Here is a 12,838-nt window from a genome sequence, read left to right on the forward strand (position 1 = left end):
ATGGATCGAGCGGTAACACGAAAAATTGTCCGTGTGGAAGGGCAGCAAGTAAAAGAAATAGATGATTTGATTGTCTCAGAATACGCTGTTACAGTAAAAATTAATCAGCAAGAATTTGTTACGATGGTGTGTACACCAGAGTATGTGGAAGATATGGTCATCGGTTATTTAGCTTCGGAGCGAGTTATTCGTAGCTATGAGGATATTGAGGAAATTTGGCATCAAGAGAAGGAAGGCTTTGTCCATATAAAAACTAAGCATGTCAATCCCTATTATCAGCAGACGCAAAACAAACGTTATATTACCTCTTGCTGTGGTATGAGTCGACAGGGCTTTGTGTTTACCAATGATGCATTAGTAGCGAAAAAAATGGAAGACGTTCATGTGCAAATAACAACAGAGGATTGCTTCCGTTTAATGCATGCGATGCAGGATGGGGCTGATATTTTTAAGAAAACAGGTGGTGTGCATAATGCCGCACTTTGTGATGTCCATGGCATCGTTTTAACCCGTATGGATATTGGACGACATAATGCTTTAGATAAAATTTACGGCTATTGTCTTCGCCATCATATTCGTATGCAAGATAAGGTTATCGTCTTTAGTGGGCGAATATCGTCGGAGATTCTTTTGAAAGTATCCAAAATTGGCTGTGAAATCGTTTTATCTAAATCAGCACCAACAGAATTAGCCTTGCAATTGGCCGAACAGCTAGGTATTACAACAGTGGGCTTTATTCGCCAGGATTCATTGAATATTTATACACATCCACAACGCATCCTATTACCAACTCAGAATGCACTGAAAGAAGGAGATTAGATGACGGATCTACAAGACCAACTTCACAGACCGTTAAGAGATTTAAGAATATCCGTGACAGATCGCTGTAATTTTCGCTGTCGCTATTGTATGCCAGCAGAAGTGTTTGGTCCAGATTACGCATTTTTACCGTCTGATAAAATATTAAATTTTGACGAGATTGAACGTTTAGTAAAAATTTTTGTGTCGTTAGGCGTTAAAAAGATACGTATTACAGGTGGAGAGCCACTGCTCAGACGGGATTTACCCGAATTAATCGCACGAATTAACCACATAGACGGTGTAGAAGATATTGCCTTAACAACAAATGGTTCATTATTAAAAAAATATGCCCAGCCACTGGCAAAGGCAGGATTATCCCGAGTTTCAATTAGTTTAGATTCACTCAATGATGAACGTTTTTTCGAGATGAATGGTCATCGAGGAAAGGTATTAACGGTGTTAGAGGGAATTGAAAAGGCAGCAGAAGCGGGTTTACAAGTAAAGATAAATATGGTTGTTCAAAAAGGCAAGAATGATCAAGATATTGTCACAATGGCTCAATTTTTTAAAGAAAAACAGCATATTCTACGCTTTATTGAATATATGGACGTAGGTAATTCGAATGGTTGGCGATTAGATGATGTAGTATCTAAAAAAGACATCATTGAGCAAATTCATTCGTTTTCTCCGATACAGCCAGTTGCTCCAAATTACAAAGGGGAAGTAGCAATGCGTTATCAGTATCAAGACGCACAGGGGGAAATTGGTGTCATCTCATCTGTGACGGATTCCTTCTGTTCCACATGTTCTCGTGCGCGTCTCTCTGCAGAAGGAACATTATATACTTGTTTATTTGCTACAGAAGGTACAGATTTAAGAGATTTATTGCGTTCAGGGCAAAATGATGCGGCCATTATGGACTGTATTACAACTGTTTGGACAAAAAGAAATGATCGCTATTCTGATGAACGCAATGAACAAACAATGGCAAAGAGGAAACATGCAAAAATCGAAATGTCTCATATAGGAGGGTAGAGCATAAAACAGAAAAAATCGGCAAAATGATGCCGAATTTTTCTGTTTATTTATGCACAAAAGTGCCACTTTTTCCACCTGTTTTTTCAACAAGGTAGGTTTCTTTAATGACCATTGTTTTATCAACGGCTTTACACATATCATAGAAAGTTAATGCAGCAATTGACACAGCAGTAAGGGCTTCCATTTCAACACCTGTTTTCCCGCTACATTTAACAGTAGCTTGAATATGGAGCTCATAGCCATGTTCTGCTTTTTCATAGTCAAATTGGAGATCTGTGCCTTGAAGCATGATGGGATGGCACATAGGAATGATATCGGCCGTTTTTTTTGCACCCATAATCCCTGCAATTTGAGCAACTTGTGTCGGATCACCTTTTTTAATGCCACCTTGTTGAATGGCTTCATAGACGGCATCAGATAAAGTAATCGTACTGCGAGCAATGGCTATACGTGTTGTGACTTCTTTTGCTGATATATCGACCATTTTGGGACGACCTTCCTCGTTCCAGTGTGTGAAATTATTCATTGTTAGACTCCTTTTTACTAGTTTGTGACCAATCTTGTTGGGCATTGATATTGATAAATGTTAGGCAATTGTCCTCAAAAGGGACATAGCAAACACGAACTTGCTCTAACAGCACTTTCATACTGCGTTTGTTTTGCTCCGTTAACTGTTGCGCCTTTGGTAAAGCGGTGCGCCGATATAATGCAGCTAATGGTTGATCGCGTTGGGCTTGTCTAGGAACAATAGCATCATATTCGTCATTAATTTTACTAAGCATTTTCTCAATAAAATCTGCATTCATATAAGGCATATCGCTCGCTACAACAAAGAACCATTCTACATCAGGATTGGCTTTCATTAAATGGTGCAGGGCAAAAAGAGGTCCTTGATGTGGCTGCTCTTCGATAACCCATTGGACATCTTCCTGCTCAAACATCTGTTGTAGGTGTGCGTTCGTAGCAATGATGAGAGGATCTAGCTGATTTTTTTGTAAGGCTATGAGACTATGTTTATATAAAGGCTGCCCAGCAAACAGTTCAAACATTTTAGGCTGACCGTAGCGAGAGGATAGCCCGCCAGCTAACACAACACCTGCTATTTTCATAAGCGATTCAACTCACCGACAAAATGTTGGACTGTTGGAACAATAAGCTTTGTCATAGCTAGTGTCACTGCATTGGTGGAACCGGGTAATACATAGATAGCTGTTTGCTGACGGCTACCAGCTGTTGCCCGACTAAACATTGCTTTTGGACCAATTTCTTCAAAACTAAGTGTTCGAAACAATTCACCAAATCCCATCATTTCCTTTTCAAAAAGCGGCAGAATGGTGTCATAGGTTTGGTCTCTTGGTGTAAATCCTGTTCCACCTGTGACAATAACGGTATTGATTGTCGGATCACTGCACCAATTCTTCACATGCATGGCGATATCCTGTGGTTCATCCTTTGTTAGTTGATAGTCTCTTACTTCAAATGTAGCTTCTTGAAGCAAGGATTGAATACGCTGACCTGCATGATCATCTGCCTTTGTGCGTGTGTCACTAACGGTTAAAATTGCAACTTGAATGGGTTGCTGGTGATGTGTGGGATGCACAGTAAAAGACCTCCTTCATTCGTGTTTTACTGAAAAACATTGCTTTTATTATAATGCTATAAAGCAAAAGGTCAAACGAAAATTCATAGAAAGAAAGGCCCCATTGTTATGCAAAATAGATATTCTAGACAACAATTATTTAATTCTATCGGACAAGCAGGGCAGCAGTCCATCCAGCAAAAACATGTCCTCATTATAGGTGCGGGTGCATTGGGAAGTGCTAGTGCAGAAGCTCTTGTCCGTGCTGGTGTTGGTAAGCTGACGCTCATTGATCGTGATTATGTAGAATGGAGTAATTTACAAAGACAGCAATTATATACAGAACAAGATGCACAGGAAAAATTACCGAAAGTGATTGCTGCCAAAACAAGGCTCCAAAGTATCAACAAAGAGGTAGATATTCATGTCGCCATAATGGATGCTTGTACAGAGTCACTTCTGCCATTATTAGTAGGTGTCGATGTCATGGTTGATGCAACAGATAATTTTGATGTCCGCTTTGTGATGAATGATCTTGCACAAAAGCATCGAATTCCATGGGTGTATGGCTCTTGTGTTGGTAGCTATGGTGCGACCTATACGATTGTACCAGGTACAACACCTTGTTTGCATTGCTTGTTAAAGGTTATGCCCCATACAGGAATGACGTGTGATACGGTAGGAATTATTAGTCCAACAGTTCAGATCGTTGCTTCCTATCAAGTAGCAGAGGTTTTAAAGCTACTCGTTGGTGATGAAAAGGCCTTACGAAAAAGCTATTTAACATTTGATGTTTGGCAAAATCAACATTATGAAATCAATGTGGAAAAAATAAGGCAGGAGGATTGTCCCTCTTGTGGTAGCAAACCAATCTATCCTTATTTATCCTATGGAAATCAAACGAAATTAGAGATTCTTTGTGGACGAGATGCAGTACAAATACGACCTCCGAAGCCGATTTATTATCAGTTGGAGCAGCTAGCCAACCAGCTTCGTCCCTACGGTGAAATTCAAAAAAATCCTTACTTGCTATCATGTCAAGCCGAGGATTATCGAATCGTTATTTTTCAAGATGGTCGTGTCGTTATACATGGAATACAAGATATACAAAAAGCTAAAAGCATTTACTATCGTTTATTAGGTTAAAGGAGTGTACCGAATGGTAGAAAAAAGACAACCAATTCCTGTGGCAGAAGCTGTTCATCGTGTAATGGATTATGCCTTTCAAGCAAAAAAGGAGCTTGTGCCATTAACGCACGTTCATGGACGTTTTATAGCAGAAGCTATTCGAGCTGACCATGATGTACCTGCCTTCGATCGTTCCCCTTATGATGGATATGCTATTCGTTCTATTGATAGCCGAGAAGCTTCCTCGCAGCAACCAGTCCGTTTTCAGGTCGTTGGGGAAATTGGAGCAGGCTATGTCTATGACGAGGTTGTTGGCGAACGACAAGCTGTCCGTATTATGACAGGTGCGCCTATACCACAAGGGTGTGATGTAGTTGTGATGCTGGAATTAACGTATACGTTTGAGGAAAATGACCAAAAGTATATGTCAATTAAACGGTCATTTGAGGCGGGTACCAATATATCCTACAAGGGAGAAGATGTGCAGCAAGGTGCCATCCTCATTGAACGAGGGCAATATATTAACCCAGGAGTCATGGCCTTACTCGCTACTTTTGGTTATGAGCAAGTGCCTGTTTATCGTAGACCTGTCATTGGTGTGATTGCTACTGGTAGCGAATTACTAGAGCCAGGTGAACCTTTACAGCCTGGTAAAATTCGAAATAGTAATGCGTATATGATGATGGCTCAAATTGAACGTGCTGGCGCAGAAGTAAAATATTTCGGCAAATTAAGCGATGATCTCAATTTATGTATTGAGCATGTGGAAAAAGCCTTACAGGAAGTCGATGTTCTCATTACAACGGGTGGCGTTTCTGTAGGTGATTATGATTACTTACCAGCCATTTATGAAGCGATCGATGCAAAGGTATTGTTTAATAAAATAGCAATGCGCCCAGGTAGTGTGACAACGGTAGCGGCTCGCAGGGGACAATTACTATTTGGACTTTCTGGTAATCCTTCAGCTTGCTATGTAGGCTTTGAGCTATTTGTACGCCCAATTATTCGTACTGCATGTGGCAATCAACAACCACATTTACGTCGAGAGCAAGCGATTTTAGGAGCAGATTTTACAAAGCCTAATCCATTTACACGCTTCGTACGAGCGAGTGCCTACTATGAAAAAGGTCAGTTAGTTGCTGTCCCATCTGGGTTTGATAAATCAAGTGCGGTGTCATCTTTAGCGACAGCCAATGCTTTTATCGTTTTACCTGGTGGCTCACGCGGCTATGAAAAAGGGATGTCAGTAGCAGTCCTATTGTTAGAAGATAAACAAGGAAGTGAGTGGCCTTGGGACAAAATCGAAAAATCCTACAGATAGTTGGCTATCAAAATAGTGGAAAGACGACATTAATGGAGCAACTGATCAAGCAAGCTACAGCAGCAGGATTACGAGTAGGGACCATTAAGCATCATGGACATGGTGGAGTACCACACGTAGATGCTTCGAAGGATAGTGGTCGTCATGAGAATGCGGGAGCAGATGTCACGGCAGTTGCGGGAGCAGGTACTTTACGGATGAGTATTCACCAAAATCATTGGCATCTGGCTGAAATACTAGAAATGTATGCATCCTTTCCACTGGATGTCATTCTAATTGAAGGCTATAAAAAAGAACATTATCCGAAGATCGTGCTCTTACGAACAGCACAGGATGAAGCTTTACTACAACAAGTTTCTAATATTATTTGTGTGCTCTATTGGCCAAGCTATCCACTTGATTCGTCACTAGCTATTCCAGCCTTTTCAATTCATGAAGAAGCACATTATATGAAGTTTTTATGGAAGGAAATGAGGAAACCATCATGACGTCAGCATTATTTGAAATTATTGATAAACCTATTGATGTAGAGGAAGTAAGACAAAAAGTACTTAGTCGAAATACTGGGGCTATTACACTTTTCATTGGCACCGTGCGTGAAATGACGAATGGTAAAAAAACATTGCATTTAGAGTATCAAGCCTATCCTGCTATGGCAATTAAAATGTTTGAACAGATTGCAAAGGAAATACAAGAACAATGGTCAGAAGTGAAAGTGGCCATCACCCATCGTGTAGGTCATTTAGCTATTTCGGATATCGCTGTAGTCATTGCTGTTTCATCACCACATCGTAAAGTGGCCTATAGGGCGAATGAATATGCGATTGACCGCATAAAGCAAATTGTGCCGATATGGAAAAAAGAACATTGGGAGGACGGGACTGAATGGATTGGCGATCAATTAGAAAATGTCCCTTATCCGCAAGGAAAACCTGCCATTCAGGAGGAGGAAAAGTGTGATTAATATTTTATTATTTGCTCACTTACAGGAAGTAGTTGGGAAATCGAAGCTCACGGTAGAGCTCTCAGATGTGTCGGTTGCTCAATTGAAAGAGTGGATGGAACAGCAGTATCCGGAGCTATCATTACAACAAATGATGACAGCCATTAACGAGGAATTTGCGACAGATACAACGATTATCAACTCGGGTGACACGATCGCTTTTATACCACCAATCAGTGGGGGGTGACTGAAAAGAGGTAGTTGGTTGTAACCAACTACCTCTTTTATACTTTCAGGAGATGAATGCTAAGAAGCATAATAAAAGAAATGGCAACCATACACAAAACCCATGTCCAGGCAAGTGTCATGTTCCCTGAATCAAGCGCCATATAAATTGCAAGTGGGGTTGTTTGTGTCTTCCCTGGAATATTTCCCGCAAACATTAGAGTTGCTCCAAACTCACCCAAAGCTCTTGTAAAACTTAAAATTCCACCAGATACTAGTGACTTTAATGCGAGGGGAATGGACACATAAAGAAAGACCTGCCATTCATTTGCGCCATCCATACGTGCCGCGTTTTCGATATCTTTTTCAACAGAGGCAAAGCCAGTTTTAGCGGACTGATACATTAATGGAAAAGCGACGATTGTAGAAGCAATGACGGCTGCCCACCAAGTGAACATGACTGGCTGATCAAAAAGCCACACAATTAAATTGCCTAGCATACTATTTTTTCCGAACAAAACAATAAGCAGGAAACCTACTACAGTAGGGGGTAAAACAAGTGGCAGCAATAACAAGGTTTCAAGCACTACTTTACCTTTAAAATGACGTGTAGCCATCCATTTGCCCATTAGAATACCTGCTACTATCGCCATTATTCCTGCGACAAAGGCAATCTCTATCGAAAGCTTGAGCGGAGACCAAAAATCAACGCTCATCTTTATTGGACTCCTTTAAATCCATATTTTTTAAAGACACTTATGGCCTCATCCGTCTGTAAAAATTGATAAAAATTTTCCGCCTCGTTAGTATGCTTACTAGCTTTTAGGACACCTACAGGATAAATAATCGGCGCGTGCATACCCTGATCCGCAGTGGCAGCGATATCGACTTTATCGGAGACAAGGGCATCTGTTCGATAAACGATTCCAGCATCCACATTTTCTGTTTCGGTATAAGTAAGGACTTGCCGCACATCTTTTGTGTAGACCACTTTCGATTCAAGTAGATCCCAAAGCTGCATATTTTTTAATGTTTCCACACCATACTGCCCAGCAGGTACGGTTTCGGGTGTACCAAGCGCTAATTTCTCTGCTTGCTGTAGATCTTCAAAGGAATGAATTTGTTTCGCATTATGTTTAGGAACGACTAATACTAATTCGTTTGCTAATAAATTGATTCCTTGCTGTCGATCAATCATTCCTTCTTCTACAAGGGTATCGAATTTATCCTCTGCTGCTGACAAGAAAAGATCTACAGGAGCACCCTGTAAAATTTGTTGTTGCAGTGCACCTGAACCACCGAAGTTAAAGTGGATTTTGATGGATTCATGTTCTTTTTCATAAATTGTTTGAAGTTCTTTTAAGGCATCCTGTAAACTAGCTGCCGCAGAAATTGTTAATTCATCAGGTTTATTTGCTGAGACCTCATTTTCTTGGCTACTACAGCCAGCTAATAGACCTCCTAGTATAAACACTGTTGCAAAGAAACTATAAAAGTATTTTCTCATGATGATGGTACTCCTTTTATAACTCGTTATAACAAGACATAACCAATTATAATAAGACATAAGTAAAAAGGAAAGATAGGATTGCTAGAAAACTTCAAGATGTTCATCAGACAATAAATACGTTACCATGTAAAAAGAGGCTTATAGGAGGAGAACTTTTACATGTCACAAGAACAATCCTATACGATTGAAGAAGTCGCACAATTATTAAAGGTTTCAAAATTAACAGTTTATGATTTGGTGAAAAAAGGAGATTTGCCCGTTTTCCGTGTCGGCCGGCAAATGCGGGTAGATCGTATGGACTTGCAAGCCTATATTCAAAAACGTAAAACAGGTACAACTCAAAAAGTGCCCGTGCCAAAGATAGGCAATCAAGCAAAACAATATCCTAAAATTATTATTAGTGGACAGGATTTAGTGTTGGATTTATTAGCAAAATATATTGAGAAAAGACAATCGATTAAAGTATTACGTTCCCATGAAGGTAGCTTTAATGGTGTCATGGCGTTGTATAACGGAGAATGTGATATTGCGAGTTTACATATGTTTGATGGTGATACAGGAGACTATAATACACCCTATGTAAAAAAGATTTTTGTGAGCCATCCTTTCATACTTTTCAATGTCATTTCACGTCGAGCAGGTTTCTATGTTCAAAAAGGAAATCCGTTGCAACTTCAATCATTTGAAGATTTTAAGACTACAGCGTGTAAGCTAATCAATCGTGAGAAGGGCTCGGGTGCTCGGACTTTATTAGATGAACAATTGCGAATTCACCACATCTCACCATCCACTATTGAGGGGTACCATAACGAAGAAATGAGTCATCTTGATGTTGCCTCTGCTGTAGCAAATGGTCATGCAGATGTTGGAATAGGAATTGAAAAAATGGCTAAGCTCATTAATGTCGATTTTATACCTGTAGTAACAGAGCGTTATGACATTGTGTTATTCAAATCACCTGAAAATCAACCATTAATTGATCTAGTGAAGGAAATTTTGACTGCACCAGATTTTCAGGCGGAAGTGGCTGCATTAGGAGATTATGATATTTCACAGATGGGTCAAGTCATGTATGAAACGTTGTAATCTAAAATTTTTCCTTGAGTTTCCCTACAACATCGATTACAATTTTACTGGGAAATTGTATGGTCGTTGTGTTATTCCTACAATGCTCAACGTCAACACAATTTCTATATAATACATGGTGAGATGGATAAATTAGTAGATAAACCTGCTTAGATATTAGCCCGCCATAAAATAGTTTGCGATTTATATGCGCAACTATTTTATGGTGGGCTTTTTATATAGGCTAAAAAATAGGAGTTGAAACATGTGACTTGGTCAGTTTTACACATCATTGGTATTATTGCATACGCGATTAGCGGAGCATTTGTGGCTTTACAGGCCAACTATTCGTTTATTGGTATATTTGTGCTTGGTCTAACAACCTCTTACGGCGGTTCCATCATTCGCAACGTTGTCCTTGATATACCTGTGTCAGATATATGGGAGCGTCATTCCTTACTCGTTGTCCTCATCACGCTAACGACCCTTTTATTTATCAAAAGGGATTGGATACATCACTGGAACCGATGGGGATATTTCTTTGATTCGATTGGCCTTGCTTCTTTTGCTATACAAGGAGGGTTATTAGCAAAAAGCTTGAATCATGATCTAGGCATCATTATCATCGCTTCGATGTTTACTGGTGTGGGGGGAGGAATGATTCGTGATTTATTAGCTGGTCGAACGCCACTTGCATTAAGAGAAGAAATACATGCCGTATTGACTTTTTTATGTGCTCTTTGCATATGGGCAGGGTGGAGCAGCCCTCTTGAGTTGTCGATAATCGTTATTGCCATCGTGCTCATTCGAATGTTATCTGTAAATAATAAATTAAAATGGGAGCATCCTTTTAAACAATCTCACTAGCATGATGTGAAGTGGTGATAAAATAATCAACATTCACAGGAAAAATGGACTAATTGTCGAAGTAGGAGTAGATAACTTTTTCAATATGAATGGGGGAATGAAAATATGACAATAAAACGTTTAAGTGAGTGGCTGCAAACATCAACGAACACGGTCATTTTAACAGGAGCGGGCATGTCAACAGAAAGTGGAATTCCAGATTTCCGTTCAGCATCGGGCTGGTGGAAAAATATTGATCCTCGAGCTGTAGCGACAACTGAGGCATTGACAGAAAATTATTCTTTATTTCATGAGTTTTATAAAATGCGCCTTGAAAATTTAGAAAAAGCAGCACCTCACGAAGGTCATCAAATTTTAGCGGATTGGGAACAAAGGGGAATCGTTTCATTAGTGGCTACTCAAAATGTGGATGGTTTTCATCAATTGGCAGGAAGTCAAAAAGTAGAGGAATTACATGGTTCGATACGTTCCATTCGTTGTCACCGTTGCCAGCAGGCGGCTTCCATGGAGCATTTCTTGAGCAAGGCTAGTTGCAGTCATTGTGGTGGCAAACTTCGTCCAAATGTCGTTCTATTTGGAGAAAGTCTACCGCAAATTAGCTGGCACACGTCAATGGAGGCGATTAAAAAGGCTGAACTTGTCCTTGTCATAGGAACAAGCCTTGAGGTATACCCCGTAAACCAGCTGCCGATGATGACAAGTGGGAAAACCGTTTATATTAATTTAGATATGTCGCAGCATGCAACGCCATTCGATTTAAAAATAGAGGGGAAAATAAAAGAAGTGTTGCAACAATTAGAAGTGTAAAAAGGCGCCCTTGCGAAAACAAGTGGCGCCTAAAACATTTGCGGTAAAAATTCCTTTGTGAATCGTTGATTTTTACGTAGCCATATTTTTAAAATCATCCGATGTGTTAGCAGTCTATGCCTTTTATTTGGCCTTTCCTTTGCTTCTAGTAAGCTTTGAAGTAGAATACAAGTTTCAGTTGCAAAAGCTTCAGGCTCCACGAGAACATCGAGCTTGTAATCGATGAGCTGAGCTGCCTGGACCTTAGTAAGGAGTTGGGCAAATCGCGTATTCATAGCTGCATAATTTTCTTCTAATTCTAGATCGATCAGTTCGTAAAGTGTATGTTCTATTTCAACTTCAAGTTCTTGTAGTAGTTCATTTAATGGCTGTGTCAAAAAATATCACCTCTTTTACACTACTAGATAACCAATAACAGCAAACAATATGCCAACTAACACGGTACTAACGATATAGCTAATGACCTGCCCCCATTTTTGCTGTTCAATCAGCTGGAGTGATTCAAATCCAAAAGTGGAGAATGTCGTATAGGCTCCTAAAAAGCCAATGCCAATCAGTTGCCATAACCAATCACTAAGCTGTAGAGCAAATACAAGTCCAAGTGCAAACGAACCTGTACTATTGATAATAAACGTTGCCCACGGGTATGGATGTGCTAGTAATTTACCTAGATAAAATCTTGTAAGAGCACCAAAGAATCCACCTATTCCTACAAAAATCATACTACATGCCCCCTAGCCACTCGAATTCCGAGCCATGCACAAGCTAGTCCACCTACGACACTAACCACAACATAAAGTATAGCCTGAAGCCACTCGCCATTTTCTAGGAGTAATAGTGTCTCTAAGGAAAATGTCGAAAAGGTGGTAAAGGCGCCACAAAAGCCCGTACCAATCCCAAGTACAATTGGTGTGCGCTTTGTAAAAGAAGTAAAAAGCCATGCTAAGCAAAAGCAACCAAGTAAATTGATAAACAGTGTCGTTAAAGGAAATGGTCCTGTATTTGGAATAATAACACTAAGACTATACCGACTAATGGCACCAAATATACCGCCAATTCCTACAGCTATAAATGACTTCAAAGTAAAGACCCCTAACTAAAAATGACTATAGTGAAAGTGTAGCATGAGTAGAAAATTTTAGAAATATTTCTACTCAACAACGCCGATCTATGTCCCTAAAACTAGCTTTTATCTGTATATAATGTTTAGAAGCTGTTTAGAAGGGAAGGGAAATTTTGATTTGGCTCTTTAATATATCAAAATATTAAATATGATGAAAGAGTTTTCATTTAAATAAGATTCTTAAAAACGTTGACATGGCATTCGCCGTTTACGGAATACCCGTTAACGGCTTAACCGGAAACGGAAACCCCGCCACTACTAAGTAATAAATAACTAAATAATAAATAACTAATGATGATGATATATAAGGATTAGAAAGATGGAAGAAGATTGCGGCAAACATTGGCATCATTTTATGGCGTATTATCGGGGTATTTTTTATTGCATGTTTTTAATTTCAGCCTTTAGGTTAATGTAAGCAATCATCAATT

General features: G+C 39.6%; 18 protein-coding genes. 10 read left to right on the forward strand and 8 right to left on the reverse strand.

The window, feature by feature from the left end:
* Together fdhD and moaA are read left to right on the forward strand one after the other, a co-directional pair.
* Positions 1–819, forward strand: coding sequence for a formate dehydrogenase accessory sulfurtransferase FdhD (gene fdhD, locus SJW71_RS10515; protein WP_274793429.1), 819 nt, complete (start codon positions 1–3; stop codon positions 817–819).
* Positions 820–1,836 carry a GTP 3',8-cyclase MoaA gene (gene moaA, locus SJW71_RS10520; RefSeq protein ID WP_431812109.1) on the forward strand — a complete coding sequence of 339 codons (1,017 nt, stop codon included), beginning with the start codon at positions 820–822 and terminating at the stop codon, positions 1,834–1,836.
* Positions 1,837–1,882: 46 nt separating this feature from the next.
* Here the strand turns inward: moaA and moaC are convergent, their stop codons facing one another.
* The 3 genes from moaC to SJW71_RS10535 are packed head-to-tail and all read right to left on the reverse strand — an operon-like array spanning position 1,883 to position 3,439.
* A complete protein-coding gene (gene moaC / locus SJW71_RS10525; RefSeq protein ID WP_431812110.1) occupies positions 1,883–2,365 on the reverse strand; it encodes a cyclic pyranopterin monophosphate synthase MoaC in 483 nt (160 codons plus the stop codon).
* On the reverse strand, positions 2,358–2,948 hold the full coding sequence (gene mobA, locus SJW71_RS10530) for a molybdenum cofactor guanylyltransferase (RefSeq protein ID WP_274793426.1): 591 nt from the start codon (positions 2,946–2,948) through the stop codon (positions 2,358–2,360). Before mobA ends, moaC begins: the two co-directional genes overlap by 8 nt.
* A complete protein-coding gene (locus tag SJW71_RS10535; RefSeq protein WP_274793425.1) occupies positions 2,945–3,439 on the reverse strand; it encodes a MogA/MoaB family molybdenum cofactor biosynthesis protein in 495 nt (164 codons plus the stop codon). The genes mobA and SJW71_RS10535 overlap by 4 nt, the downstream gene beginning before the upstream one ends.
* Before the next feature lie 108 nt (positions 3,440–3,547).
* On the opposite strand from SJW71_RS10535, the gene SJW71_RS10540 reads away from it, so the two are divergent.
* The 5 genes from SJW71_RS10540 to moaD are packed head-to-tail and all read left to right on the forward strand — an operon-like array spanning position 3,548 to position 7,057.
* Positions 3,548–4,564, forward strand: a complete 1,017-nt coding sequence (locus SJW71_RS10540) for a thiazole biosynthesis adenylyltransferase ThiF (protein ID WP_431812111.1) — start codon at positions 3,548–3,550, stop codon at positions 4,562–4,564.
* A 13-nt stretch (positions 4,565–4,577) separates the two neighbouring features.
* Entirely contained in the window at positions 4,578–5,867 is a 1,290-nt protein-coding gene (locus SJW71_RS10545; RefSeq protein WP_431812112.1) for a molybdopterin molybdotransferase MoeA, read from the forward strand.
* Complete coding sequence (mobB, locus tag SJW71_RS10550) at positions 5,831–6,355, forward strand: molybdopterin-guanine dinucleotide biosynthesis protein B (RefSeq protein ID WP_431812113.1); 525 nt, start codon at positions 5,831–5,833, stop codon at positions 6,353–6,355. The genes SJW71_RS10545 and mobB overlap by 37 nt, the downstream gene beginning before the upstream one ends.
* Entirely contained in the window at positions 6,352–6,831 is a 480-nt protein-coding gene (locus tag SJW71_RS10555) for a molybdenum cofactor biosynthesis protein MoaE (RefSeq protein WP_431812114.1), read from the forward strand. Before mobB ends, SJW71_RS10555 begins: the two co-directional genes overlap by 4 nt.
* Positions 6,824–7,057: a molybdopterin converting factor subunit 1 gene (gene moaD, locus SJW71_RS10560; protein WP_274793420.1), complete on the forward strand. Its 234-nt coding sequence runs from the start codon at positions 6,824–6,826 to the stop codon at positions 7,055–7,057. The genes SJW71_RS10555 and moaD overlap by 8 nt, the downstream gene beginning before the upstream one ends.
* 37 nt (positions 7,058–7,094) lie before the next feature.
* On the opposite strand, the gene modB is transcribed toward moaD, so the two are convergent.
* Positions 7,095–7,751 (reverse strand): molybdate ABC transporter permease subunit, encoded by a 657-nt coding sequence (gene modB, locus SJW71_RS10565; protein WP_431812115.1) that lies wholly within the window; start codon positions 7,749–7,751, stop codon positions 7,095–7,097.
* Between the two features lie 2 nt (positions 7,752–7,753).
* Positions 7,754–8,542 (reverse strand): molybdate ABC transporter substrate-binding protein, encoded by a 789-nt coding sequence (gene modA / locus SJW71_RS10570; protein WP_431812116.1) that lies wholly within the window; start codon positions 8,540–8,542, stop codon positions 7,754–7,756.
* A gap of 162 nt (positions 8,543–8,704) precedes the next feature.
* Here modA and SJW71_RS10575 point away from each other — a divergent pair, with 162 nt between their 5' ends.
* From SJW71_RS10575 to SJW71_RS10585, 3 genes are all read left to right on the forward strand, one after another.
* On the forward strand, positions 8,705–9,631 hold the full coding sequence (locus SJW71_RS10575; protein WP_274793417.1) for a helix-turn-helix transcriptional regulator: 927 nt from the start codon (positions 8,705–8,707) through the stop codon (positions 9,629–9,631).
* Between the two features lie 246 nt (positions 9,632–9,877).
* The gene (locus SJW71_RS10580; protein ID WP_429978919.1) at positions 9,878–10,477 is read left to right on the forward strand and encodes a trimeric intracellular cation channel family protein; all 600 of its coding nucleotides are present in this window, start codon (positions 9,878–9,880) and stop codon (positions 10,475–10,477) included.
* A 105-nt stretch (positions 10,478–10,582) separates the two neighbouring features.
* Positions 10,583–11,284 carry an SIR2 family NAD-dependent protein deacylase gene (locus SJW71_RS10585; protein ID WP_322610627.1) on the forward strand — a complete coding sequence of 234 codons (702 nt, stop codon included), beginning with the start codon at positions 10,583–10,585 and terminating at the stop codon, positions 11,282–11,284.
* Between the two features lie 29 nt (positions 11,285–11,313).
* On the opposite strand, the gene SJW71_RS10590 is transcribed toward SJW71_RS10585, so the two are convergent.
* From SJW71_RS10590 to crcB, 3 genes are read right to left on the reverse strand one after another with little or no spacing between them, the layout of a single operon-like run.
* Entirely contained in the window at positions 11,314–11,661 is a 348-nt protein-coding gene (locus SJW71_RS10590; protein ID WP_407135865.1) for a hypothetical protein, read from the reverse strand.
* Positions 11,662–11,676: 15 nt separating this feature from the next.
* On the reverse strand, positions 11,677–12,006 hold the full coding sequence (locus SJW71_RS10595; RefSeq protein ID WP_274793413.1) for a fluoride efflux transporter FluC: 330 nt from the start codon (positions 12,004–12,006) through the stop codon (positions 11,677–11,679).
* Positions 12,003–12,365 carry a fluoride efflux transporter CrcB gene (crcB, locus tag SJW71_RS10600; protein ID WP_312506481.1) on the reverse strand — a complete coding sequence of 121 codons (363 nt, stop codon included), beginning with the start codon at positions 12,363–12,365 and terminating at the stop codon, positions 12,003–12,005. Before crcB ends, SJW71_RS10595 begins: the two co-directional genes overlap by 4 nt.
* Positions 12,366–12,838 lie beyond the last annotated feature (473 nt).

The sequence above is a fragment of the Lysinibacillus sp. FW12 genome, assembly GCF_050817245.1.
Classification (GTDB): domain Bacteria; phylum Bacillota; class Bacilli; order Bacillales_A; family Planococcaceae; genus Lysinibacillus; species Lysinibacillus irui.